Origin of the sequence: Streptomyces kaniharaensis, from assembly GCF_009569385.1 — a bacterium.
Classification (GTDB): domain Bacteria; phylum Actinomycetota; class Actinomycetes; order Streptomycetales; family Streptomycetaceae; genus Kitasatospora; species Kitasatospora kaniharaensis.
Map to the genome: position 1 here is coordinate 3,925,007 of NZ_WBOF01000001.1, position 24,282 is coordinate 3,949,288.

17 protein-coding genes are annotated in these 24,282 nt (G+C 71.6%); 6 read left to right on the forward strand and 11 right to left on the reverse strand.

The genetic code is table 11. The features are described from left to right. Positions 1–58: 58 nt before the first annotated feature. Positions 59–1,696, reverse strand: a complete 1,638-nt coding sequence (locus F7Q99_RS17755; RefSeq protein ID WP_326846795.1) for a M4 family metallopeptidase — start codon at positions 1,694–1,696, stop codon at positions 59–61. Positions 1,697–2,187: 491 nt separating this feature from the next. Here F7Q99_RS17755 and F7Q99_RS17760 point away from each other — a divergent pair, with 491 nt between their 5' ends. From F7Q99_RS17760 to F7Q99_RS17770, 3 genes are all read left to right on the forward strand, one after another. Continuing rightward, a complete protein-coding gene (locus tag F7Q99_RS17760) occupies positions 2,188–2,727 on the forward strand; it encodes a MarR family winged helix-turn-helix transcriptional regulator (protein WP_326846796.1) in 540 nt (179 codons plus the stop codon). 76 nt (positions 2,728–2,803) lie between these two features. Continuing rightward, a complete protein-coding gene (locus tag F7Q99_RS17765) occupies positions 2,804–3,145 on the forward strand; it encodes a DUF3817 domain-containing protein (RefSeq protein ID WP_153462685.1) in 342 nt (113 codons plus the stop codon). 166 nt (positions 3,146–3,311) lie between these two features. Continuing rightward, the gene (locus F7Q99_RS17770; RefSeq protein ID WP_153462687.1) at positions 3,312–4,997 is read left to right on the forward strand and encodes an acyl-CoA mutase large subunit family protein; all 1,686 of its coding nucleotides are present in this window, start codon (positions 3,312–3,314) and stop codon (positions 4,995–4,997) included. A gap of 70 nt (positions 4,998–5,067) precedes the next feature. Here the strand turns inward: F7Q99_RS17770 and F7Q99_RS17775 are convergent, their stop codons facing one another. After that, a complete protein-coding gene (locus F7Q99_RS17775; RefSeq protein WP_326846797.1) occupies positions 5,068–5,697 on the reverse strand; it encodes a TetR/AcrR family transcriptional regulator in 630 nt (209 codons plus the stop codon). A 389-nt stretch (positions 5,698–6,086) separates the two neighbouring features. Here F7Q99_RS17775 and F7Q99_RS17780 point away from each other — a divergent pair, with 389 nt between their 5' ends. From F7Q99_RS17780 to F7Q99_RS17790, 3 genes are all read left to right on the forward strand, one after another. After that, a complete protein-coding gene (locus F7Q99_RS17780; protein WP_153462690.1) occupies positions 6,087–7,079 on the forward strand; it encodes a tetratricopeptide repeat protein in 993 nt (330 codons plus the stop codon). A 735-nt stretch (positions 7,080–7,814) separates the two neighbouring features. Further along, positions 7,815–8,486 (forward strand): DUF6230 family protein, encoded by a 672-nt coding sequence (locus tag F7Q99_RS17785; protein WP_153462692.1) that lies wholly within the window; start codon positions 7,815–7,817, stop codon positions 8,484–8,486. Positions 8,487–8,619: 133 nt separating this feature from the next. Continuing rightward, complete coding sequence (locus F7Q99_RS17790; RefSeq protein WP_153462693.1) at positions 8,620–9,201, forward strand: DUF6114 domain-containing protein; 582 nt, start codon at positions 8,620–8,622, stop codon at positions 9,199–9,201. Between the two features lie 127 nt (positions 9,202–9,328). On the opposite strand, the gene F7Q99_RS17795 is transcribed toward F7Q99_RS17790, so the two are convergent. From F7Q99_RS17795 to F7Q99_RS17835, 9 genes are all read right to left on the reverse strand, one after another. Further along, positions 9,329–9,595: a hypothetical protein gene (locus tag F7Q99_RS17795; protein WP_153462695.1), complete on the reverse strand. Its 267-nt coding sequence runs from the start codon at positions 9,593–9,595 to the stop codon at positions 9,329–9,331. Between the two features lie 60 nt (positions 9,596–9,655). Beyond that, positions 9,656–10,066, reverse strand: coding sequence for a hypothetical protein (locus F7Q99_RS17800; RefSeq protein WP_153462697.1), 411 nt, complete (start codon positions 10,064–10,066; stop codon positions 9,656–9,658). A gap of 637 nt (positions 10,067–10,703) precedes the next feature. Beyond that, positions 10,704–12,131, reverse strand: a complete 1,428-nt coding sequence (pyk, locus tag F7Q99_RS17805) for a pyruvate kinase (protein WP_153462699.1) — start codon at positions 12,129–12,131, stop codon at positions 10,704–10,706. 94 nt (positions 12,132–12,225) lie between these two features. Then, positions 12,226–13,503 carry an acetate kinase gene (locus tag F7Q99_RS17810; RefSeq protein WP_153462701.1) on the reverse strand — a complete coding sequence of 426 codons (1,278 nt, stop codon included), beginning with the start codon at positions 13,501–13,503 and terminating at the stop codon, positions 12,226–12,228. Further along, entirely contained in the window at positions 13,500–15,659 is a 2,160-nt protein-coding gene (pta, locus tag F7Q99_RS17815; protein ID WP_326846798.1) for a phosphate acetyltransferase, read from the reverse strand. The genes F7Q99_RS17810 and pta overlap by 4 nt, the downstream gene beginning before the upstream one ends. 217 nt (positions 15,660–15,876) lie before the next feature. Next, positions 15,877–18,180 (reverse strand): 1,4-alpha-glucan branching protein GlgB, encoded by a 2,304-nt coding sequence (glgB, locus tag F7Q99_RS17820; protein WP_326846799.1) that lies wholly within the window; start codon positions 18,178–18,180, stop codon positions 15,877–15,879. Positions 18,181–18,241: 61 nt separating this feature from the next. Beyond that, on the reverse strand, positions 18,242–19,732 hold the full coding sequence (locus tag F7Q99_RS17825) for a maltokinase N-terminal cap-like domain-containing protein (protein WP_195911100.1): 1,491 nt from the start codon (positions 19,730–19,732) through the stop codon (positions 18,242–18,244). A 242-nt stretch (positions 19,733–19,974) separates the two neighbouring features. Next, positions 19,975–21,699 (reverse strand): maltose alpha-D-glucosyltransferase, encoded by a 1,725-nt coding sequence (treS, locus tag F7Q99_RS17830; protein ID WP_326846800.1) that lies wholly within the window; start codon positions 21,697–21,699, stop codon positions 19,975–19,977. Beyond that, positions 21,696–23,651: an alpha-1,4-glucan--maltose-1-phosphate maltosyltransferase gene (locus tag F7Q99_RS17835; protein ID WP_326847222.1), complete on the reverse strand. Its 1,956-nt coding sequence runs from the start codon at positions 23,649–23,651 to the stop codon at positions 21,696–21,698. Before F7Q99_RS17835 ends, treS begins: the two co-directional genes overlap by 4 nt. Positions 23,652–24,282: the final 631 nt, after the last annotated feature.

The following is a 24,282-nucleotide window of genomic DNA, read 5'->3' on the forward strand; positions in this document are numbered from 1 at the left end:
TTCCGGGGGTGGCTGTGCCTCACGTGAGTTGACGCCGACCGTGAGTTGACGCCGGCCGTCAGTTGACGTTGACGCCGCTCCACGCGGCCGCGACCGCGTTGTACTCGGCGCTGCCCGAGCCGTACAGGTCAGCCGCCGCCTTCAGGGTGCCGGTGCGGGCTCCCGCGTAGTTGGTGGTGGAGGTGAAGTAGACGGTCAGCGCGCGGTACCAGATCTTCGCGGCCTTGTCCCGGCCGATGCCGGTGAGCGTCGAGCCGTTGGCCGTCGGGCTGTTGTAGCTGAAGCCGTTGATGGTCTTCGCGCCGCTGCCCTCGGACAGCAGATAGAAGAAGTGGTTGGCGACGCCGGACGAGTAGTGGACGTCCAGGTTGCCGACGCTCGGCGACCAGGAGTCGGCCGAGGAGCCGTCCTTGCTGGGCTTGTCCATGTAGCGCAGCGGCGTGCCGTTGCCGTTGAGGTTGATGAGCTCGCCGATCCAGTAGTTCGGCGGGTTCGAGGGCAGGTTGGCGTAGAACTCGACCATCGTGCCGAAGATGTCCGAAGTGGCCTCGTTGAGGCCGCCGGACTCACCCGAGTAGTTGAGGCCAGCGGTGGCGGAGGTGACGCCGTGGGTCATCTCGTGGCCGGCCACGTCGATCTCGGTGAGCGGGTGGGTGTTGCCCGCGCCGTCGCCGTACGACATGCAGAAGCAGGAGTCGCTCCAGAAGGCGTTGACGTAGTTGTTGCCGTAGTGGACCCGGCTGGTCGCGCCGACGCCGTTGTTCTTGATGCCGTTGCGGCCGAACGTGTTCTTGTAGAAGTCCCAGGTGGCCGCCGCGCCGTACTGGGCGTCCGTCGCGGCCGACGCGCCGTTGGAGGCGCTGCCGTTGCCGAAGGTGTCGGTCGTGCTGGTGTAGAGGCTGCCCGAGCCCGAGGTGCGGTGCTTGTAGTCGACGGTGGACTGACCGCCGCGGGTGCCGTCCTTCAGCTGGTAGGTGCCGCTGGCCTGGGTGGTGGTCAGCGGGACGTTGCCGACGAAGACGCCGGTGCCGCTGCCGGAGGCGGTCTGCACCTGCTCGTGGGTGGACAGCACCTCGCCGGAGGCCGCGTCGGTGACCAGCAGCTGGCTGCTCGGGGTGCCGTCGGCGCGGACGCCCTCGACGGTGGTCCGGTACGCGAGGCGCGGGCTGCCGTCGGAGGCCCAGACCACCAGCTCGGCCTTGCCGGTGCCGTGCACGGCCGTCAGCGGGGACTCGTCCTTGTCGGCGGCGATGCCCACGGTCGACTGCACGGCGCCGGACGCCTGCGCGGCGGCCTGGTCGGCGGGGATCTTCGGAGTGAGGCTCGGCACGTCGATCTGCGCCGCCAGCGCCTTGTCGACCGACTCGACCGCGCCGCCGGCGCTCTGGTGGACCACCAGGTCGCCGCCGAGCACGGGCAGGCCGGCGAAGGTGCGCTCGAAGCGGAGGTGGCGGGTGCCGTCGGCGTCGACGACCGCGTCCTTGACGACCAGTTCCTCCTTGTCGCCGAGCGCGAGCGCCTTGGCGAGCGGGCCGGACTGACCGCCGGCGACGGCGAGCGCCGCGGCGTGCTGCTCGGCGGCCTGCGCCTGGAGGGCCGGCGTCGGGGCGGCCTGGGCCGCGGTGCTCACCTGGACGACGCCGGTGAGGAGGGCGGTGGCGGAGAGTACGGCGACGGCCGCGAGCTTTCGCTTCACGTACGAGTCCTTCCGGGAAACCGCGTGTGCGCGGTCGCGCCGCGTTCCGGGGGCCGGGCCGGCACCTTGGGGCGGAACGGACGCTGACGTGCTGGGTAACCCCGTGCGGTCGTCGGCGGTCACCGGGGTGGGGGTGGTGGCCGCCGGACGGGGTTGGCGGAAAGCATGACAATCGAGCAAACGAAATGACAGGTCTTGTTCATGAATTGGCCAAGTCCCGCCAGATCGGGGGATGGTGAGCGTACCGACAAAACGGTCAAATCACCCCGCCTTTCAGCGGGTTACCGCTCGAATCGAGGCCTGGTACTGGGCTGAACGGCGAATCCGTCGTCAACCGCCGCTTGAGGGTCGTCAGCTGGCGGCCGTTCACACCGCCGCAATGTCCTGGTATGGACCTGGCCGCCCGAATGGCGGGATCCCGCCACGCGTCGCGCTTGTCCACCATCAGGACAGCTGGTAGCACACGACCGTTGCGCCGGTACGGTAAGCGGGTGGCCAAGCCCCTCGCTCTCGACTTCGACCCGATCGCCCGCGCCGACGAGCTGTGGACCCGCCGCTGGGGCGGCGCCCCCTCGATGGCGGCGATCACCTCGATCATGCGCGCCCACCAGATCCTGCTCTCCCGGGTCGACGCGGTGCTCAAGCCGTACGGGCTGACCTTCGCCCGCTACGAGGCGCTGGTGCTGCTCACCTTCAGCCGGACCGGCGAGCTGTCCCTCTCCAAGATCGGCGAGCGGCTCATGGTCCACCCGACCAGCGTCACCAACACCGTCGACCGGCTGGAGCGGGCCGACCTGGTCGCCCGCCGCCCCAACCCGCTGGACGGCCGCGGGGTGCTCGCCTCGATCACCGCCCACGGGCGCGAGGTGGTCGAGGAGGCCACCCGGGAGCTCATGGCGATGGAGTTCGGGCTGGAGGAGTACGACGCCGAGCAGTGCCGCCAGGTGTTCGAGCTGCTCCGGCCGCTGCGGATCGCCGCCGGCGACTTCACCGAGCAGACGGGTGAGGGGGCGGCGCGGGAGCGCCCGTGAGGACGGCTACCCTCATGGGAGCGGTGCGCAGATCCGGACGTACCGGCCGATCCTGCCGAGCGAGGCGATGAAGAGTATGAAGGCGACCCCCCTGCTGGGCTGGTACCGGGGCCTGGCCGTTGCGACCGGTGTGGCGCTGCTGGTGTTCTGCGGCTTCATGGTCGCGAAGTACGGCTTCGGCACGGCCGAGGACCTGACCACGTACGTCGCGATGCTGCACGGCTACCTCTACATCGGGTACTTCGTGGTGACCTTCCTGCTGGGGCAGAAGCTGAAGTGGCCGCTCGGCCGGATGGTCCTGACCCTGGCGGCCGGCTGCATCCCGTTCGCCTCCTTCGTCTTCGAGCGCCGGGTGGCCCGCGAGGCCGCGGAGCTGCTCTCGGCGGGCACCGACGCCCGCCAGCCCGCCGGCGTCTGATCGCAGCAGTCTTCGAGGGCCCTCTTCCCCGCCCGGGGAGGAGGGCCCTCGTCGTGTCGGCCCGACATCCGTCGACAACTACTAGGACGTCCGAGTAAATTAGTAGGACGTCCTAACAGCTGTGCCGTCCCGTTCCGTGGCGGCCGTACGGAGCGGAGTTCGGGTCATGGACGCCGAGGAGATCGAGCGCGGACGGCAGCGCTGGCAGCAGCGGTACGACGCCGCCCGCAAGCGCGACGCGGACTTCACCACCCTCTCCGGCGACGAGGTCGCGCCGGTGTACGGCCCGCTGGCCGGGCAGGCGTACGAGGGCTTCGAGCGGATCGGCTGGCCGGGCGAGTACCCGTTCACCCGCGGGCTGCACCCCACCGGCTACCGGGGGCGCACCTGGACCATCCGCCAGTTCGCCGGGTTCGGCAACGCGCAGCAGACCAACGAGCGCTACCGGATGATCCTGGAGGCGGGCGGCGGCGGCCTCTCGGTCGCCTTCGACATGCCGACCCTCATGGGCTACGACTCCGACGACCCCAAGTCGCTCGGCGAGGTCGGCCACTGCGGCGTGGCCATCGACTCGGCCGCCGACATGGAGGTGCTGTTCAAGGGCATCCCGCTCGGCGAGGTCACCACCTCGATGACGATCAGCGGCCCGGCCGTCCCGATCTTCTGCATGTACCTGGTCGCCGCCGAGCGCCAGGGCGTGGACCCGGCAGTGCTCAACGGCACCCTGCAGACGGACATCTTCAAGGAGTACATCGCCCAGAAGGAGTGGCTCTTCGCGCCCGAGCCGCACCTGCGCCTGATCGGCGACCTGATGGCGTACTGCGCGCAGGGCATCCCCGCGTACAAGCCGCTGTCCGTCTCCGGCTACCACATCCGGGAGGCGGGGGCGACGGCCGCGCAGGAGCTGGCGTACACGCTCGCGGACGGCTTCGCCTACGTCGAGCTGGGCCTGTCCCGCGGCCTGGACGTGGACGTCTTCGCGCCGGGCCTCTCCTTCTTCTTCGACGCTCACCTGGACTTCTTCGAGGAGATCGCCAAGTTCCGCGCCGCGCGCCGGATCTGGGCCCGCTGGATGCGCGACCGCTTCGGCGCGAAGACCGACAAGGCGCAGTGGCTGCGCTTCCACACCCAGACCGCCGGCGTCTCGCTCACCGCGCAGCAGCCGTACAACAACGTGGTCCGCACCGCCGTGGAGGCGCTGTCCGCGGTGCTCGGCGGCACCAACTCGCTGCACACCAACGCCCTCGACGAGACCCTCGCGCTGCCCTCCGAGCAGGCCGCCGAGATCGCCCTGCGCACCCAGCAGGTGCTGATGGAGGAGACCGGCGTCGCCAACGTGGCCGACCCGCTGGGCGGTTCCTGGTACGTCGAGGCGCTGACCGACCGGATCGAGCAGCAGGCCGAGGCGATCTTCCAGCGGATCCTGGACAAGGGCCGCGAGGACCACGAGATCGGCCCGATCACCTCCGGCATCCTGCGCGGGATCGAGGAGGGCTGGTTCACCGGCGAGATCGCCGAGGCGGCCTTCCAGTACCAGCAGGGTGTGGAGAAGGGCGAGAAGCGCGTGGTCGGCGTCAACTGCCACCCGCGCAGCGTCACCCCCGAGCTGGAGATCCTGCGGGTCAGCCACGAAGTGGAGCGCGAGCAGGTGCGCGTCCTGGGCGACCGCAAGGCGGCCCGGGACGAGGCGGCGGTGCGCGCCGGGCTGGACGCCATGCTGGCGGCCGCGCGCTCGGGCGAGTCGATGATCCCGCCGATGCTGGACGCGGTGCGCGCCGAGGCGACCCTGGGCGAGATCTGCAACGCGCTGCGCCAGGAGTGGGGCACCTACCAGGAGACGGCGGCCTTCTGAGGCCCTTCAGGGCCCGTCACTACCGCGGCCGCCCCGTACGGATCTCGTACGGGGCGGCCGCGGCATGCCGTCAACCGCTGACCAGGCTCGGGAAGGGGCCCAGCAGCAGGCTGCTGAAGCGGCGGGCCCACTCGGGGGTTATCGGCTCGCCGCTGACCAGGACGCGGTGCTCGACCGTCCCGGCGATGGTGTCGAAGATGATGTCGATCTCCTCGGCGGCGGTCACCGGGTCGGTGTCCGGGGCGAGTTCGCCGCGCGCCTGGGCCGCCGCCCGGCCCTGCCGGACCAGCCGCTTCTGCGGGTCGACGATGGCCTCCCGGATGCGCCGGCGCAGCTGCCGGTCGCGGGTGCCCTCGGCGAACAGGGCGAGCAGTGCGGCCTGGGTCTCGGGCCGGGCCAGCAGGTCGGCGAACTGGCCCACCACGGCCTCGATGTCGGCGCGCAGGCTGCCGAGGTCGGGCATGACGAGTTCGTCGAAGAGGCTGGCGACCGCGTCCACCACGAGCTCGTTCTTGGACGGCCAGCGGCGGTAGAGGGTGGTCTTGGCGACCTTGGCGCGGGTCGCGACGTGGCCCATGGTGAGCCCGCCCCAGCCGAGTTCGGCGAGTGTCTCGCGGGTGGCGTCGAGGATCGCGAGGTCGGCGGCGACGCTGCGCGGGCGCCCCTTGGCCGGGGTCACGGGGGGCTGGGCGGCCGACACCTGGCCTCCTTGCAGTTTACTTGTTGGTAACTTGGCTGGGGCTGGTAACGGTAGCGACTGTCCGGCTCTTCGGACAGCCGGGCCACCCGGGAAAGTGGGACAGGTCACGTCCTGGAAGTGCGAGGCGGACTTGCGGCCGGGGCACCGGGTCCAGTTACGCTACGACTCGTAGCGAAAGCAGTGACAACCAGGCGCCGCGACCCGTGGGACGGGAGCGGCGCGGGTGCGGGTGGGGATCCGCACCGAACGGTTCATGGCTACCTGGGGGCTCGCCGGGGACTCCGGGAAGAGGGGCGCAGTGCCCGGGAACCCGCGCCCGCGCAGCCCGCGCGGGGCGACATTCCCGAGGTTGGTGCCCGCAGGCGGCGCGGACGGGGGAGGATGGTGCCATGCAGCCACGGAATTCGCGTCAGAACAGCTCCGCCCTGCGTGGTGCGGTCGACCTCGCCGCAGTGAAGGCGGCCGGCGAGGCAGCCCAGAAGGCCGAGCAGGCGCGGGCCGAGCGGGCCCGCCAGGCCGCCGCCGCGGAGGCGGCCGGCGTCGCTCCCGCCGAGCCCGGCTATCAGCTCGTCATCGACGTCACCGAGGACACCTTCGAGACCGAGGTCGTCCAGCGCTCCACCGAGGTGCCGGTCGTCATCGACTTCTGGGCCGAGTGGTGCGGCCCGTGCAAGCAGCTCAGCCCGATCCTGGAGGGCCTGGCCGAGGAGTACGCCGGCCAGTTCGTGCTCGCCAAGATCGACGTCGACGCCAACCCGCTGCTGTCCCAGCAGTTCGGCATCCAGGGCATCCCGGCCGTGATGGCCGTCGTGGCCGGCCAGCTGGTGCCGCTGTTCCAGGGCGCCGAGAGCGCGGCCAACGTCCGCAAGGTGCTGGACCAGCTGATCCTCGTCGCCGAGCAGCGCTTCGGCATCGCCGGCGGCGCGGTGGCCCCGGCCGGCGAGGCGGGCGGCGCCCCGAACCGCTTCGAGGACCCGGCGCTGGCGGCCGCGCACGACGCGCTGGACCGCGGCGACCTCGGCGGCGCCATCCAGGCCTACAAGAACGTGCTGGCCGACCAGCCGGGCAACACCGAGGCGAAGCTCGGCCTGGCCCAGGCCGAACTGCTGCGCCGGATCGAGGGGCTGGACCTGCAGACCGTCCGGGCGGCGGCCGCGGCCGACCCGAAGAACGTCGAGGTGCAGCTCCAGGCCGCCGACCTGGACCTGGTGGGCGGCCACGTCGAGGACGCCTTCGGGCGCCTGGTGGACACCGTCGGCCGGACGGCGGGCGAGGACCGGGACGCCGCCCGGCTGCGCCTGCTGGAACTGTTCGAGGTGATCGGGGCGGAGGACCCGCGGGTGGCGCAGGCCCGTGCGGCGCTGGCGCGCGTGCTGTTCTGATCCGACCGCGTGACGGGTCCCGTCGTGTCCCGGGCTGTGCCTCCGGCCGTGTCCCTGGCACGGCGGATGACCTGCGGTGTCGCTGGTGATTTGACGACAATCCGGTCAACCGGACACAGGTTTACCAAATCTTGATTTCATCCGTGGGTGGTCACCAAGTGTGACCACCCACGGGTGTTTCGACGGTGTTTCCTGCAAATTTCGTCGTCACGTTTCCTTCAAGATGTCACGCACAGTGCATATCGGGCGGATTCCATGATCGACGCCACCGGGTGTTGGATTACCCGTCAGTAAGCAACCTCTTGTGCTTCGCCCGGGATTCAAGCACGATCGGCCACGCCCGGTCCCCCACTCCACCACCCGGCAGCCGGTCGGCCACGAGGAGCGAGGGATCCCCACCGGGCGATCCGCCGGCCCCGGCCGGCGGTAGGGAGGGCAGGGGGGTATCCGCGGTCCCACGGCGGTTCCTGTCCTTCGACACGGCCGCGCACCCCTGCGCGGTCGCTGGTTGTCGCTCGGGGGTGATCGCCGATGTCGTCGGTCCTGCCCGCCGCCCCACAAGGACGGCCGGCGGAGGGACGGGAGTGCCGCTGTACGCAGGCCGCTCCCGCGTCCGACGACGCCCACGGCGTTCTCCGCTACCGAGGACGTAGCTCTCTCCCATCCCAGGCCCCCACCGGCGCGGGAGGCGCCGCCCGGGGAGCCGGAGATGTACGTCCCAGAAGGAGGACTCGCATGTCCAAGACCTACGGCAAGACCCGCTGGAAGCGCTTCGCCCTGGTGATGGTGCCGAGCATCGCGGCCACCGCCGCGGTGGGCTTCTCCATTGCCAACAGCGCGCTCGCCGCCTCGTTCAGCATCTCCGGCCAGCAGTTCAAGGTGAGGACGGACCACCTGGAGGGCACCAACTTCGCCCAGTTCGGCACCGTCGACATCGAGGCCAACGGTGCGAAGCACCCGGTCGCCGTCTCGGCCTTCGACAAGGCGGACATCACCAACCTGTGCCAGTCCGTGGTGACCGACCTGTCCGGGTTCGGTCTGGGCAAGATCACCCTCCAGCTGAACGCCGGCGGCCCGGGCAGCAAGCCGGTGCACGCCGACAAGCTGCTCATCGACCTGGAGGACCTGAAGGCCGACGCGACCTTCACCAGGATCAACATCGGCCAGGACGCCTCCACCCTCAAGGGCGAGGCCACCCAGGGCTGGACGCCTCACCCGCTTGTTGCGGCGGCGACCAAGAACAACGGCCTGCCGACCGGCGGCATGGGCTTCGCCCAGTCCGCCGACAAGGCCGTGCTGGACGGTGTCCAGCAGACCGCGCGCGCCACCTCGGCCGGCAACTTCGAGCTCTCCGGCCTCCACCTGTCGCTCAAGCAGGGCGACGGCCCGGGCAACGAGTGCTTCTGAGTCTCGCCTGACGGCGTGCCGACCGGCACGCCCGAGTGACGGGTCTTCGCAGGCCGGGGGCGGCGGGAAAACCGCTGTTCCCGGCCTCCTGCCAATTGTTCTTCCCCTCGTAGAGACATCGAGGAGCTGCACCATGTCCAGCGCAACGGTCGAAACCCGGACCGGTCACCAGAATCCGATCGGGTGGCTCTGGCGGCACTTCCGCGTGTTCCGCCGCACCAGGCCCTTCTGGGGCGGCCTGCTGGCCATGATCGCCGGCGTCCCGATCCTGTACTTCCCCTACGCGCACCTCGCGCTCGGCAGCGTGACCATCGCGATGTCGACGACGGCGGGCGCCGGCTCGCTGCTCATCGGGCTCCTGATGATGATCCTCGGGCTCACCGGGTGGTTCCAGCCGGCCGTCCGGGTCTTCGCGGGCATCGCGACCATCCTGCTGACGCTGGTCTCGATCCCGATGTCCAACCTGGCCGGCTTCGGCATGGCGCTGCTGCCGGGCCTGATCGGCGGCGGGCTGCTGGTCTCCTGGGCGCCGCTGCCGGAGCCGGAGGCCGCGGTGGCCGAGTCGGTCGCGGCCGAGAGCGCCGTCGCCGAGGCCGCTGTTGCCGAGAGCGCCGTTGCCGAGACTGCCGCCGCCGAAGCGCCCACCGCCAAGCTGCCCGCCCAGGCCGAGCCGAAGGAGCAGGCCGCCGCCGCGGACCCCGAGGAGGCGCGGTGAGCACGCCGGACGAGCAGTCGCAGCGCTCCGGCCGGCACGCGGCGCCGCGCACGCCCGTCCGGGTCCGGCTGAGAGGCCGGGCGCTGGCGATGGCCGCCGTGCCGACCGCGCTGCTGATGGCCGCCGCCTACACGCCGAACCCGGCGGTGGCCGAGTCCTCGGCGGGCAAGCCGTGCGGCACCGCCCCGGCGGTCGTCCCGGACGTCACGCCGGTGGAGGAGACGCCGGTCCCCAAGAGCGAGCTGCCGGTGCCGCCGCCCGGGCCGTCCGCGGCGCCCACCACGGTGCCGACGGCGGGCCCGCCGAGCGTGCCGACGCAGGCGCCGACCACCGTGCCCGCCCCGCTGCCGTCCGCGCCCACCAAGGTGCCGACCGTCGCCCCGACGCCCGTCACCACTGCGCCGCCGGCCGTCCGTTCCGCCGCGAACGGCGCCGGAAGCGCTGCGAGCGCGGTCTACCAGGGCAACCCGACCGGGACTGCCAAGGCGTCCCAGACGGGCCTGATCGACGACATCGTCGGTGGCATCAACAACCTGCTGAACCCCGGCAGTTCGCCGACCGCGACGCCGTCCGCGACCCCGGGTGCCACCCCCGCCCCGGCGATCACCCCGGCGCCCGCCGTCCCCGCCCCGCGGGTCGGCACCCCGGCCCAGCCCGCGCAGCCGCCGCAGGCTCCGGCCCTGCCGTCCGCGCAGCCTTCCGGTGGCGTCCCGGTGGTCCAGGCCCCGAAGCCGTCCGCGACCGGCAAGACGACCCCGAAGCCGACGCCCTCCGGGGGTGCCTCCGGCACCGCCACGCCCTCCGCCTCGGCGTCCCCGTCCGCGTCGGCCTCGCCGTCCGCCGACGCGAACTGCGCGGTGGACACCCGCAACCTCACCGCCGCCGCGGCGCCCGGCGAGCACGTCGTCCCGCAGCAGAACTGGACACTGCAGACCAGCCGCCTCGGCCTGTACGGCTCCGCCTTCCACGGCGTCTACGACGTGAAGACCCCGACCGGCACCAAGCGGGTGCTGAAGTTCGTGGTCTCCAGCGTGGACATCGAGAACCTCGACATGTCGACTCTTGAGGGCAACGGCGTGACCTTCCACGTCCAGGGCGCCCCGGGCTCGACCTCGACCATGCGCAACGGCCCGGTCACCATGTACGTGGAGCGCCTGACCGGACACCTGTCCAAGGTGCTCGGCCTGCCGATCCCGATCGACCTGGGCGAGATCACCCTCACCCCGGACACGCTGCCGCGCTGGCTGTACGACCTGATCGGCTCCGTCCCGATCCCGCTGGACCTGGAGCTGACCGGGGTCACCGCCAAGCAGGCCCGGCCAGTTCGGCGGCACCCTGCACATCCCCGGGATGCACATGTTCAACGACAACGCGCCCTACAGCGACAAGTAGCCGCGACACGTAGCAGCGACGAACGGCGCAGGCACGCAGGCGCCGGAACGCCCGTGGGGCGGCCCTCCGTTCGGGAGGAGCCGCCCCACGGGCGTTCTACCGGCGGTTGCTCACTCGCTGTGCGTCCCCAGGTGGTGCACCTGGACCATGTTGGTCGTGCCGGGGATGCCGACCGGGACACCGGCGGTGACGATGACGGTGTCGCCCTGGCTCAGCCGGCCCATCTTCAGCAGCTCGCGGTCGACCTGCGCGACCATCGCGTCGGTGGTGGCCACCTGCTCGGTGACGTACGACTCGACGCCCCAGCTCAGCGAGAGCTGGTTGCGGGTCGCGGAGTCCGGGGTGAAGGCGATCACCGGGATCGGCGAGCGGTACCGGGACAGCCGGCGCGCCGTGTCACCGGACTTGGTGAACGCGATCAGCGCCTTGCCGTTCAGGAAGTCGCCCAGCTCGCACGCGGCACGGGCGACCGAGCCGCCCTGGGTGCGCGGCTTGCGGCCCGGGTTGAGCGGCTGGAGGCCCTGGGAGACCAGCTCCTCCTCGGCCTTCTGGCAGATCCGGCTCATGGTGCGGACCGTCTCGACCGGGTACTTGCCGACGCTCGACTCGGCCGACAGCATGACCGCGTCGGCGCCGTCCAGGATGGCGTTGGCGACGTCGGAGACCTCGGCGCGGGTGGGGCGCGAGGCATGGATCATCGACTCCATCATCTGGGTGGCGACGATGACCGGCTTGGCGTTGCGGCGGGCCAGCGTGATCAGCTGCTTCTGGACCAGCGGCACCCGCTCCAGCGGGTACTCGACGGCCAGGTCGCCGCGGGCGACCATGATGGCGTCGAAGGCGAGGACGATCTCCTCCATGGCCTCGACGGCCTGCGGCTTCTCGATCTTGGCGATGACCGGCACGCGGATGCCGACCTCGTCCATGACCTCGTGGACGTCCTTGATGTCGTCCGCGTTGCGGACGAAGGAGAGGGCGATCATGTCGACGCCCAGGCGGAGCGCGAAGCGCAGGTCCTCCTTGTCCTTCTCGGACAGGGCGGGCACGTTAACGGCCGCGCCGGGCAGGTTGATGCCCTTGTTGTTCGAGAGCACGCCGCCCTCGACCACCACGGTCTTCACCCGCGGGCCGTCGACGCTGACGACCTCCAGGGCGATGACGCCGTCGTTGATCAGGATCGGGTCGCCGGGCTTGACGTCGCCGGGCAGGCCCTTGTAGGTGGTACCGCAGATGTGCTGGTCACCGGGGACGTCCTCGGTGGTGATGGTGAACTCGTCGCCGTTGTCGACGGTCACCGGACCGTTGGCGAAGGTCGCCAGACGGATCTTGGGACCCTGGAGGTCGGCAAGGACGCCGATGGCCTTGCCGGTGTCCTCCGAGACCTGGCGGACCTTGTGGTACCGCTCCTCGTGGTCCGCGTGAGTGCCGTGGCTCATGTTCAGTCGGGCGACGTTCATGCCCGCCTCGACGATGGCCTTCAGCTGTTCGTAGGAGTCCGTCGCCGGACCCAGGGTGCAGACAATTTTCGCTCGGCGCATATCCGTCAGTCTATCCGTTCGCGTTATACGCGCATTCGGCCCGAATCGTGAGGAATCGCCGACGAATGATTCCGCGGAGTGAGACGACGGGGTGTCAGTCCGTGGACCCGCTCGACTTCGCCGGCGCCCCGGACTCCTTGGATGCCCCTGACTCCTCGCGCTCCCGTTGCTGCCGGTGCACCAGGGCGAAGGCCTGCCGGGCGATCTCCAGTTCCTCGTCCGTGGGCACCACCGCGACCGCCACCCGGGCGTACTCGGGCGAGATGATCCGGGGCTCGCCGGTGCGCACCGAGTTCAGCTCGGGGTCCACCTCGATGCCCAGCTCCTCCAGCCCGGCCGTGGCCGCCGCGCGCACCGCCGCCGCGTTCTCGCCGACACCCGCGGTGAACACGATCGCGTCCACCCGGCCGAGCACCGCGTAGTAGCCGCCGATGTACTTGCGCAGCCGGTGGATGTAGGAGTCGAAGGCGAGCCCGGCGTCCGCGTCGCCCTCCTCCGCGCGGCGCATGATCTCGCGCATGTCGTTGTCGCCGCACAGGCCGCGCAGCCCGCTGCGGCGGTTGAGCAGGTCGTCGATCTCGTCGATGGACAGCCCGCCGACCCGGTGCAGGTGGAACACCACACCGGCGTCGATGTCGCCGGAGCGGGTGCCCATGACCAGGCCCTCCAGCGGGGTCAGGCCCATCGAGGTGTCCACGCACCGGCCGCCGCTGACCGCCGAGGCGGAGGCGCCGTTGCCCAGGTGCAGCACGATCACGTTCACCTCGGCAGGGTCCCTGCCGAGCAGCCGGGCGGTGGCCCGCGAGACGTACTGGTGCGAGGTGCCGTGGAAGCCGTAGCGGCGCACCCGGTGCTCGTCCGCGACGGCCTTGTCGATCGCGTACCGGGCCGCGTACTCGGGCATCGAGGCGTGGAAGGCGGTGTCGAAGACGGCCACCTGCGGCAGGTCCGGGCGAAGCGTGCGGGCCACCTCGATGCCGGTGATGTTCGCCGGGTTGTGCAGCGGCGCGACCGGGATCAGCCGGCGGATCTCGCGGAGCACCTCGTCGGTGATCACGGTCGGCTCGGTGAACCGCATGCCGCCGTGCACCACCCGGTGGCCGATCGCGGCCAGCTCGGGGGAGTCCAGCCCGAGGCCTTCGGCGGCCAGCTCCTCGGCGACGGCCTTCAGCGCGGCCGAGTGGTCGGGGAAGGCCTGGACCGTCTCGTGCCTCTCGCCGGTGTGCGGGGTGTGCACCAGCCGACCGCTCGGCTCGCCGATCCGCTCGACCAGCCCGGAGGCCAGGTGGGCGCCGTCCAGCATGTCGATGAGCTGGTACTTGACCGACGAGGAGCCGGCGTTGAGGACTAGAACGCGCGTACCTTCACTCATGCCGACGGCTCCTTGCGGTCCTGCGACTGGATCGCGGTGATCGCGACGGTGTTGACGATGTCCTGCACGAGCGCCCCGCGCGAGAGGTCGTTGACGGGCTTGCGCAGGCCCTGGAGGACCGGGCCGACCGCCACCGCGCCGGCCGAGCGCTGGACCGCCTTGTAGGTGTTGTTGCCGGTGTTGAGGTCCGGGAAGATCAGCACGGTCGCCCGGCCGGCCACCGGTGAGCCCGGCAGCTTGGTGGCCGCGACGTGCTCGTCCACCGCCGCGTCGTACTGGATCGGGCCCTCGACCAGGAGGTCCGGCCGCAGCTCGCGGACCAGCTCGGTGGCCTTGCGGACCTTGTCGACGTCCGCGCCGGAGCCGGAGGTGCCGGTCGAGTAGGAGAGCATCGCGACCCGCGGCTCCACGCCGAACTGGGCGGCGGTGGCGGCGGACTGGATCGCGATGTCGGCCAGCTGCTGGGCGTCCGGGTCCGGGTTGACGGCGCAGTCGCCGTACACCAGCACCCGGTCGGCCAGGCACATGAAGAAGACGCTCGACACGATGGCCGCGCCCGGCGAGGTCTTGATCACCTCGAAGGCGGGCCGGATGGTGGCGGCGGTGGAGTGCACCGCGCCGGAGACCATGCCGTCGGCGATGCCCTCCTGGACCATCAGGGTGCCGAAATAGGAGACGTCGGTGACGACGTCCAGCGCCAGCTCGACGGTCATGCCCTTGTGGCCGCGCAGCCGCGCGTACAGCTCGGCGAACTGGCGGCGCAGCGGGCTGGTGGTCGGGTCGACGATCCGGACCTGGGCGCGGTCGGCGCCCGGGGTTTCCTGCGGGAGGTCGATGCCGAGGCTCGCGGCCTTGCGGCGCACGGCGTCGGCCTCACCGAGCAGGGTGAGGTCGCAGATGTTGCGGCGCAGCAGGATCTCGGCCGCGCGCAGCACCCGCTCCTCGGCGCCCTCGGGCAGCACGACGTGCCGGCGGTTCGCCCGGGCCCGTTCCAGCAGCTCGTGCTCGAACATCATCGGGGTGACCCGCTCGGACCGGCCGACCTCGATCCGGGTGGTCAACTCGGCGGTGTCGACGTGCAGTTCGAACAGGCCGAGGGCGATCTCGGCCTTCCGCGGGCTGGCCGGGGTGAGCTTGCCCTCCAGGTGGGTCAGGGTGGCGGCGGTCGGCCAGCTGCCCTCGGGGACGACCGCGACCGGGGTGCCGGGGGCGAGCCGGGCGGCCAGCGCCATCACGTTCGGGCCGGGGTGCTGACCGAGCGTCAGCAGCAGGCCGGCGATCGGCGGGGCGCCGGCGGCGTGCGCGGCGAGCGCGCCGATCACCAGGTCGGCACGGTCCCCGGGGGTGACGACGAGGGCGCCCTCGGTCAGCGCCTCCAGGAAGGTCGGCACCATGGCGCCGCCGAAGACGAAGCCGCGGACGTCCCGGGCGAGGCCGGCCGCGTCCCCGAGCAGCACCTCGGCGCCGGTCGCCTCGACCAGCTGGGCGACGGTCGGCGCGGCCAGCGCCGGCTCCTCGGGGATGACGTAGGCGGGGATCGGCAGCTTCTCGGTGAGCTTGCGCTGGATCCGCTGCTTGGCGCCGGGCGCGACCCGGTTGGCGATCATCGCCAGGGTCTCGCAGCCGAGGTCGGTGTACGCCCGGTGGGCGTTGCGGACCTCGGCGATCACGGCCTCCGGGTCCCCGGCGTGCCCGCCGACCACCGGCAGCACGGCGGCGCCGAACTCGTTCGCCAGCCGGGCGTTGAAGGCCAGCTCGTCCGGGATGTTGGTGTCCGCGAAGTCGGTGCCGAGCACCAGCACCGCCTCGCAGCGCCGCTCCACCGCCCGGAACCGGTCGACGAGGACGGACACCAGCTCGTCCTGCCCGTGCGCCGCCTGGAGCGCGGCGGCCTCCTCGTACGTCAGCCCGTACAGCTCGGCCGCGGGCAGGTCGATCCGGTACCGGCTGCGCAGCAGTTCGACGACGTGGTCCGAGCCCGGCTCTTCCCCGGCTTGACGGCCGGGAGGTGTCCCGTCGGGCGCGTGCGCGTGCACCAGCGGACGGAACACCCCGACCCGGTCCACCTGGCGGGTGAGCAGTTCCATGACCCCGAGCTCGACCGCCTGCCGGCCGTCCCCCCGGTCGATCCCGGTCACGTACACGCTGCGCGCCACGTGGGTGTCTCCGTCCCGTCGTCTCGGACAGTGGTCACATCGACCATACCTTCGCACCGCGAACACATGTCCGCGAGCAGAAGGGCCCGGGCGAGGCAAGGGACGAAGGTCACTCGTGGAAGTCCGATCGGGCCGGCTCGACCACGTACGGCGAACGGCGGCACCGGGACGTCGGACGTCCCGGTGCCGCCGTTCGGTGCCCGTGCGCAGCGGCGGCTCAGGCCGGGCGGAGCCAGATGGTGGCGAGTGGGGGGAGGATCAGTTCGGCGGAGCGGGGCTGGCCGTTCGAGGCGACCGCGTCGGCCTTGACCGGGTGGGAGTTGCCGATGCCGCTGCCGCCGTACGTCTCGGCGTCGGTGTTGAGCACTTCCTCCCAGAGCTGGTCGCGGCCGCCGAGGGCGGGCAGGCCGACCCGGTGGCCGTGCCGGACGACGGGGGAGAAGTTGCAGACCGCGACGAGCGGGCTGCCGTCGGCGGCGTGGCGGACGTACGCGAGGAGGTTGTCGTCGCGGGCGCCGCCGTCGAGCCAGCGGAAGCCGTCGGGGGTGGTGTCGCGCTCCCAGAGCGCGGGGGTGTCGCGGTAGTGGCGGTTGAGGTCGCGGACGAGGCGGCGGACGCCGAGGTGCTCCTCATGGGCCGGCCACTGCTCGTCGAGCACCCACCACTGCGGGCCCTGCTCGTGGTGCCACTCCGCTCCCTGGGCGAACTCCTGCCCCATGAACAGGAGTTGCTTGCCGGGGTGGGACCACATGAAGCCGAGGTAGGCGCGGTGGTTGGCACGCTGCTGCCACCAGTCGCCGGGCATCTTGGCGACGAGCGCCTGCTTGCCGTGCACGACCTCGTCATGGGAGATCGGCAGGATGTAGTTCTCGGAGTAGGCGTACACCATCGAGAAGGTGATCTCGTTGTGGTGGTACTTGCGGTGCACCGGCTCCTTGGACATGTAGACCAGCGAGTCGTGCATCCAGCCCATGTTCCACTTGAGGCCGAAGCCGAGGCCGCCGCGGTCGGTGGGGCGGGTGACGCCGTCCCAGGCGGTGGACTCCTCGGCGATGGTGATGGCGCCGGGGCAGCGGCGGTAGACGGTGGCGTTCATCTCCTGGAGGAACGAGGCCGCGTCCAGGTTCTCCCGGCCGCCGTGCTGGTTGGGCGACCAGGCGCGGCCCTCGCGGGAGTAGTCGAGGTAGAGCATCGAGGCGACGGCGTCCACCCGCAGGCCGTCGATGTGGAACTCCTCGCACCAGTACACCGCGTTGGCGACCAGGAAGTTCCGCACCTCCTTGCGCCCGTAGTCGAACTCCAGGGTGCCCCAGTCGGGGTGCTCGGCGCGCAGCGGGTCGGCGGGCTCGTAGAGCGCCTCGCCGTCGAAGCGGGCGAGGGCGAAGTCGTCCTTGGGGAAGTGGGCGGGCACCCAGTCGACGATCACGCCGATGCCGTGCTGGTGGAGAGTGTCCACCAGGTACCGGAAGTCGTCGGGGCTGCCGAGCCGCGCGGTGGGCGCGTAGTAGCCGGACACCTGGTAGCCCCAGGAGCCGCCGAAGGGGTGCTCCATGACGGGCATGAACTCCACGTGGGTGAAGTTCAACTCCTTGAGGTAACGGGGCAGTTCCTCGGCGATCGCGCGGTAGCCGGTGAGGTCGGGCCGCCAGGACGGCAGGTGCAGCTCGTACACCGACATGGGTGACCGGTGGTGCGCGGCGCGGGCGCGGCGGGCCATCCACTCGCCGTCGTCCCAGCGGTACGCGGAGGAGGTGACCATGGAGGCGGTGCCGGGCGGGCACTGGGCGGCGCGGGCGAGCGGGTCGGCCTTGTCGAGCACCCAGCCCTGCCGGGTGTGGATCTCGTACTTGTACAGGGTGCCCTCGGCGAGGCCGGGGACGAACAGCTCCCAGATGCCGGAGGAGCCGAGCGAGCGCATCGGGTGCCCGGTGCCGTCCCAGTGGTTGAAGTCGCCGATCAGCCGGACCCCGACGGCATTCGGCGCCCAGACCGCGAAGGCGGTGCCGGCCACGCCGTCGACGGTGCGCACGTGCGAGCCGAGCGCCCGCCACAGCTGCTCGTGCCGGCCCTCGGAGATCAGGTGCAGGTCGAGCTCGCCGAGGGTGGGCGGGGTGCGGTAGCCGTCGTGCTGGAGCAGCGGTTCGCCGCCGGGGTAGGTCACCAGCAGCGTGTAGCCGGGCAGTTCGTCGCCGGCCAGCAGGCCGGTGAACAACCCGCCCTGCTGGTGGGTGAGTTCGGCCGGGCCTTCGGCTGTCTCGACGACCACTCGCTCGGCGAACGGGCGCAGCACCCGGATCGCGGTGCCGCCGTTGACGGGGTGGGCGCCGAGCAGGGCGTGCGGGTCGTGGTGCTGCCCGCCGACCAGCCGGTCCACCTCGGCGGGCGGCAGCGGAGCCTCGGGCAGCCGCAGCGGGGCTGCGGCCCCGGCCTCCGCGGGTTCGCGCTGGGGGTTGTCCGTACCGGCCGTGAAGGTGGCCGGTACGGGGCGGGTGGTGCGGCCGGTCGGGTCGAGCGGCGTCACGGCTGGGTCCTCCTGCGGCGGGGTGGGCGAACTCCTGGCTGGCGGTACGGGGAAAGCGGGATCAGACGGTCAGGGCGAGCCGGTTGATCGCGGCCAGCGGGATCGGCAGCCAGCTCGGACGGTGCCGGGCCTCGTACACCACCTCGTAGACCGCCTTGTCGATCTCCAGTGCCCGCATCAGCTCCGGCGAGGCCGCCGGGTCCACGCCGCCCCCGGCGGTGTACCCGGCGCAGAAGGCGGTGCGGTTGCGCTGCGCCCAGGCGGCGGCGAGGTGGGCGAGCTCCGGGTCGACCGGGCCGCCGGCCAGCAGGTGTGCGGCCGCGTAGTCGAAGGAGCGGAGCATCGCGGCGACGTCGCGCAGGGCGGGCTGCGGTTCGCGGCGCTCGTTGACGGACTTGGCCGGCTCGCCCTCGAAGTCCAGCAGCACCCAGCCGTGCGGGGTGCGCATGGCCTGCCCGAGGTGCAGGTCGCCGTGGATGCGCTGGACCGGCAGCCCGTCCGGGTGGGCGTCGGCGAGCTGCTGGAAGGCGGTGCGCAGCGCGGCCCGGTAGCGCAGCAGCCCGGGGACGGCGGCTACCGCGCTGTCGAGTCGGTCGGCCATGGCGGTGGCGAGCTGCCGGGTCTGGGTGCGGTCGAGCCGGGCGACCGGCATCGAGCGGGCGAGCACCCGGTGCACCTCGGCGGTGGCCCGGCCGAGCCGGTGCGCCTCGATGGCGAAGTTTCCGGGGGAGGGGTCGCCCTTGAGCCGGCCGACCTGGTCGAGGGCGAGTTCCCAGCCGTCCTCGGCGTCCGGCAGGTAGCGCTGGAGCAGGCCGAGGGTGGCGGGTTCGGCGCGTTCCATCCGGCTCTCGAACCAGGCGGCGACCCGGGGGATGCGGGTGGAGCCGGCCCGGGAGAGGGCGAGCGAGAGCTCGAGGTCGGGGTTGGTGCCGGGGTGGATGCGGCGGAACAGCTTGAGGATGTAGGAGGTGCCGTAGATGACCGAGCTGTTGGACTGCTCGGCGGTGGAGGCGCGCCCGGGGATGTTGGTGGGCAGGCCGGAGCCGGGGGTGCGGCGGAAGGCGAGCGAGCCGAAGCGGTCGCCGGTGGCCAGGTGTTCCAGCAGCCGCCCGGTGAGCTCCGGGTCGTGCACCGCGTCGTAGAGCGTCGCGCCGTCGTACGGGCCCTGGCTGAGCCGGCCGAGGACGGCGGTGGGCTCGATGTCGGCGGGGCCCTCCGAGCGGATGCCGAGGAGGAGCTGGTAGACGTCCCCGTGCGGGGCGCCGGCCGTGGTGGCGTGCTCGACCCGCAGCAGGAGGTGCAGCAGGGCCGGGTCGCCGACCTGCAGCGGAGTTCCGACCACCGGGGTGAGCCCGGTGATGGGCCGTCCCTTTCCGGCGTACCAGCGCTGCGTGGGGAGCCACTGGGCGATGAGCGGAAGGGACGCCTGGACGAGTTCGCTGACCCCCAGGGCGGTTCTCCGGACCCCGGTGCTCCGTGGCCCCGCCGGCGTGGCGGGGCCGGCCGGGGTGTCGTGCTGCACGTGGGCTTGAGAACGGGAGGTTTCGGACATGACTCCCTTTCCCCGGAAGCGGGCCGACTGCCCGACGGGTCTGGCCGGGTCCGTCAGTCTTCCGGATTTCTGCGGCGCGGCGGTGGCGGCACGCGAGCGGGGCTCGGGTGTCACGCCTTCGTGTGGGTGGCCGTTGGGCTGTTCTCCGTACGCGGTGGTGCGGAGAACTCCGGGGGCGCGGGGTTCAACTCGCGCCCCCGGAGGGTCTGGTGGTGCGGTCGGGGCCGGCGCCCGGTGGATCGTTACTTCGAGCGCCTGGTCCCGCTCAGTCGCGGGGGCTGCCGGAGCTGGAACCAGTAGAAGCCGTGGCCGGCCAGGGTGAGCAGGTACGGCCACTCTCCGATCGAGGGGAAGCGCACCCCGCCGATCAGCTCGACCGGGTACCGCCCGCCGTACCGCCGCAGGTCCAGTTCGGTCGGCTGCGCGAACCGCGAGAAGTTGTTCACGCACATGACCAGGTCCCCCTCGTGCTCGCGCACGAAGGCCAGCACCGCGGGGTTGCTGGAGGGCAGTTCGGTGTACGTGCCGAGGCCGAACGCCGGGTTGAGCTTGCGGATCTCGATCATGCGACGCGTCCAGTGCAGCAGCGAACTCGAACTGCTCTGCTGCGCCTCGACGTTGGTCACCTGATAGCCGTACACCGGGTCCATGATGGGCGGCAGACTGAGCCTGCCCGGGTCGGCGGAGGAGAAACCCGCGTTCCTGTCCGGGGTCCACTGCATCGGGGTGCGGACGCCGTCGCGGTCGCCGAGCCAGATGTTGTCGCCCATGCCGATCTCGTCCCCGTAGTAGAGGACCGGTGAGCCGGGCAGGGAGAGCAGCAGGGCGGTGAACAGCTCGATCTGGTTGCGGTCGTTCTCCAGCAGCGGGGCGAGCCGGCGGCGGATGCCCACGTTGGCGCGCATCCGGGGGTCCTTGGCGTACTCCGCGTACATGTAGTCGCGCTCCTCGTCGGTGACCATCTCCAGGGTCAGCTCGTCGTGGTTGCGCAGGAAGATGCCCCATTGGCAGCCGCTGGGGATGTGCGGGGTCTTGGCCAGGATCTCCGAGACGGGGTAGCGGGACTCCCGCCGCACCGCCATGAAGATCCGCGGCATCACCGGGAAGTGGAACGCCATGTGGCACTCGTCGCCGCCCGCGGCGAAGTCGCCGAAGTAGTCGACGACGTCTTCGGGCCACTGGTTGGCCTCGGCGAGCAGGACGGTGTCGGGGTAGTTGGCGTCGATCTCCTTGCGGACCCGCTTGAGGAACTCGTGCGTCTCCGTCAGGTTCTCGCAGTTGGTGCCCTCGCGGGCGAACAGGTAGGGCACCGCGTCCAGCCGGAAGCCGTCGATGCCGAGGTCGAGCCAGAACCGCAGCCCGGCGATCATCTCGTCCTGGACGCGGGGGTTGTCGTAGTTGAGGTCCGGCTGGTGGGAGAAGAACCGGTGCCAGTAGTACTGCTTGCGGACCGGGTCGTACGTCCAGTTGGAGGTCTCGGTGTCGACGAAGATGATCCGGGCGTCCGGGTACTGCTTGTCGTCGTCGGCCCACATGTAGAAGTCGCCGTACGGGCCGTCCGGGTCCTCCCGGGAGGCCTGGAACCACGGGTGCTGGTCGCTGGTGTGGTTCATGACGAAGTCGATGATCACGCGCATGCCGCGGGCGTGCGCGGCGTCCACGAACTCCATGAAGTCGGCGAGGTCGCCGAACTCGGGCAGCACCGACTTGTAGTCGGCCACGTCGTACCCGCCGTCGCGCAGCGGCGAGGCGAAGAACGGCGGGAGCCAGAGGCAGTCGATCCCGAGCCACTGGAGGTAGTCGAGCTTGGCCGTGAGCCCCTTGAGGTCCCCGACCCCGTCGCCGTTGCTGTCCTGGAAGGACCGCACCAGCACCTCGTAGAAGACCGCACGCTTGAACCACTCGGGGTCCAGGTTCTTCTTCGAGGTCTCGGGGAAGGTGTCGGGGACGGGCTCGTTCACTGTCACGCTGGGTTCCTCCGAACCGTGAGGAGGTGAGCCGGCTCGGCTGAGGGATCGAGCCGGACGTAGTTGTGCCGGCCCCACGTGTAGATGGCGCCGGTGAGCTCGTCGTGCACCACGTACGGGCCGTCGCCCTCGAGCGAGACGGTGGCCTCCTGGACGCGGTGCGGGTCGAGGTTGACCACCGTGATCACCTGGTCGGTCAGTCCCTCGGGGGTGGTCGCGGTCTTGGAGTAGGCGATCACCTGGTCGTTGTCGGTGGGGTGGAAGCGCAGGTCGCGCAGCTGCCGCAGGGCGGGGTGGCGCCGGCGCAGCCGGTTCAGCACGGTGAGCAGCGGGGCGAGGGTGTCGGTGCGGTTCCAGTCGCGCGGGCGCAGCTCGTACTTCTCCGAGTGCAGGTACTCCTCGGAGCCCGGGTGGGCCGGCTCGTTCTCGTACAGCTCGTAGCCGGCGTAGACGCCGTAGCTGGGGGAGAGGGTGGCGGCGAGCACGGCGCGGACGGCGAACGCGGCCCGGCCGCCTTGCTGGAGGTAGGCGTGCAGGATGTCCGGGGTGTTGACGAAGAAGTTGGGCCGCATGTAGGAGGCGGTGTCACCGGTGAGTTCGGTGAGGTACTCGGTGAGTTCCGGTTTGGTGGTGCGCCAGGTGAAGTACGTGTACGACTGGTGGAAACCGATCTTCCCGAGGGTGTGCATCATCGCGGGCCGGGTGAAAGCCTCCGACAGGAACACGACGTCCGGGTCGGTGCGGGCGATGTCGGCCAGCACGTTCTCCCAGAACACCACCGGCTTGGTGTGCGGGTTGTCGACCCGGAAGATCCGCACCCCGTGGGACATCCAGAAACGGAGGATACGGATGGTTTCCTTGACGATTCCCTCCATGTCCTGGTCGAAGTTGATCGGGTAGATGTCCTGGTACTTCTTCGGAGGGTTCTCGGCGTACGCGATGGTGCCGTCGGAGCGATGGTTGAACCATTCCGGGTGCTTGTTCACCCACGGGTGGTCGGGGGAGCACTGGAGGGCGAAGTCGAGCGCCACCTCCAGGTGCAGCGCCTGGGCCTCGGCGACGAAGTGGTCGAAGTCCTCGATGGTGCCGAGGTCCGGGTGGACGGTGTCGTGGCCGCCCTCGGGGGAGCCGATCGCCCAGGGTGAGCCGACGTCGTGCGGACCGGCCGTCAGGGTGTTGTCCGGACCCTTGCGGTAGGCGCGCCCGATCGGGTGAACGGGCGGCAGGTAGACCACGTCGAAGCCCATCGCGGCGATCGCCGGCAGCCGCTCGGCGGCGGTGCGCAGGGTGCCCGAGCGCGGCGGCTCGACGCCGCCCGGGTCGACCACGGCGCCCTCCGAACGGGGGAAGAACTCGTACCAGGAGCCGAACAGGGCGCGCTCGCGGTCCACCTGGAGCGGCAGCGGACGGGAGGCGCTGACCAGCTCGCGCAGCGGGTAACGGGCCAGCAGGTCCAGCACCTCGGGGGCGATCGCGGCGGCCAGCCGGGACAGCGGCGGCAGGCCGGGGTCGCGCAGCGCGTCGACGGCGGCCAGCACGTGGGCGCGGCCCTCCTTCTTCGGCACGCCGTTAGCGGCCTGCTCCAGCAGCCGGGCGCCCTCCTCCAGGACCAGCGCGGTGTCGATCCCGGCGGGCAGCTTCACCGACGCGGTCCTGCGCCAGGTGGCGACCGGGTCGCTCCACGCCTCGACCAGGTACGACCAGCGCCCGGGCGCGGTCGGGGTGACGTACGCGCCCCAGCGGTCGGTGCCCTCGGCGAGCTCGCGCATCGGGGTCCACGGGCCGCTGCGGCCGCGCGGGTCGCGCAGCACCACGTTGGCGTTGACGGCGTCGTGGCCCTCGCGGAACACCGTGGCGGTGACCAGGAAGGTCTCGCCGACGACGGCCTTGGCCGGGCGTCGGCCGGCGTCTACGAGGGGACTGACGTCCAGGACGGGGATGCGGCCGATCACGGTGTCGCTCTCTGTCGTCTTGCGGGCGGCGGGCTTGCGGGCGGGCGTCTTGCGGGCGGGCGTCTTGCGCGGCGCGGCGTCGGCCTTCGCGGTGGCGGCCTTCGGTGCGTCAGCCTTCGCAGTGGCGGCCTTCGCGGTGGCGGCCTTGGGCGCGGCGGCCTTGGTGGCGGCCGACGCGCCGGCGGCGGTGCGGCGCGTGGTGGTGGTGCGCCTGCGCGGTGTCGCGGTCCGGTTCTCCTCGGCCCCGGGTTGTGGGGCCGCTTCGGAGGACTCGGTTTCGGAGCGTCGGGCACGGACCGCCCCGGACGTCCTGGGAGCCGGCATCGCCGGGTCTGTCCGAGTGTCAGAATCCATCCGTCCGGCGGATTCCGCGACCGCTGCGTCGAGGGTGTCGGCCACCGGTGTGGACTGGTCCCGCGTGTCGCCGTGCATGCCAAACTCCTGCCCGAGATCGGCGGCAGCTCCCGCGGGCGCCGGGGCGGGCCAGGGGAGTACCGGGAGGACTGCTGGGTGGGGAGGACGTGCGACCGGAAGCCTGCCCGCGCCGTCGTCCCCGGCAACCTGCCCGGCGCCCGCCGACCCCGCGGCGGGACGCCCCGGAGCCCGCGCGCGTCCCGGCGCACGCCTCCGG